Source organism: Erwinia sp. PME.40.26/001, assembly GCF_055556675.1.
Genome location: NZ_JBVHNP010000115.1, coordinates 1 through 278, shown reverse-complemented (window position 1 = coordinate 278; position 278 = coordinate 1). Strand labels below are relative to the sequence as shown.

Genomic DNA, 278 nt, shown 5'->3' with positions numbered 1-278 from the left:
ACGGCTTCCTGTCGCGCTTCACGAACAACGAGGCGCTGTACAGCAACCTCGACATCAAGTACCTCGGCCCCATCGACGGGCACGACTTCGAGTCGCTGATCGAAACGCTCGAGCTGGCGAAGTCCTACGGCGCGCCGGTCATCGTGCACGCCATCACCGACAAGGGAAGCGGCTACGCCCCCGCGCTCAGCGACACAGCCGACCAGTTCCACGCCGTCGGCAAAATCGACCCGATCACGGGCGAGGCTCTCGGCTCGGGCGGCGGTCCCCAGTGGACC

The 278-nt window shown here is 66.2% G+C and carries 1 protein-coding gene; it reads left to right on the top strand.

Going from position 1 to position 278, the window contains the following annotated elements; translation table 11 throughout:
- A partial coding sequence (locus tag ACZ3HG_RS23470) for a 1-deoxy-D-xylulose-5-phosphate synthase N-terminal domain-containing protein (protein ID WP_465334744.1) occupies nucleotides 1-278 on the top strand: 278 nt, incomplete at both ends.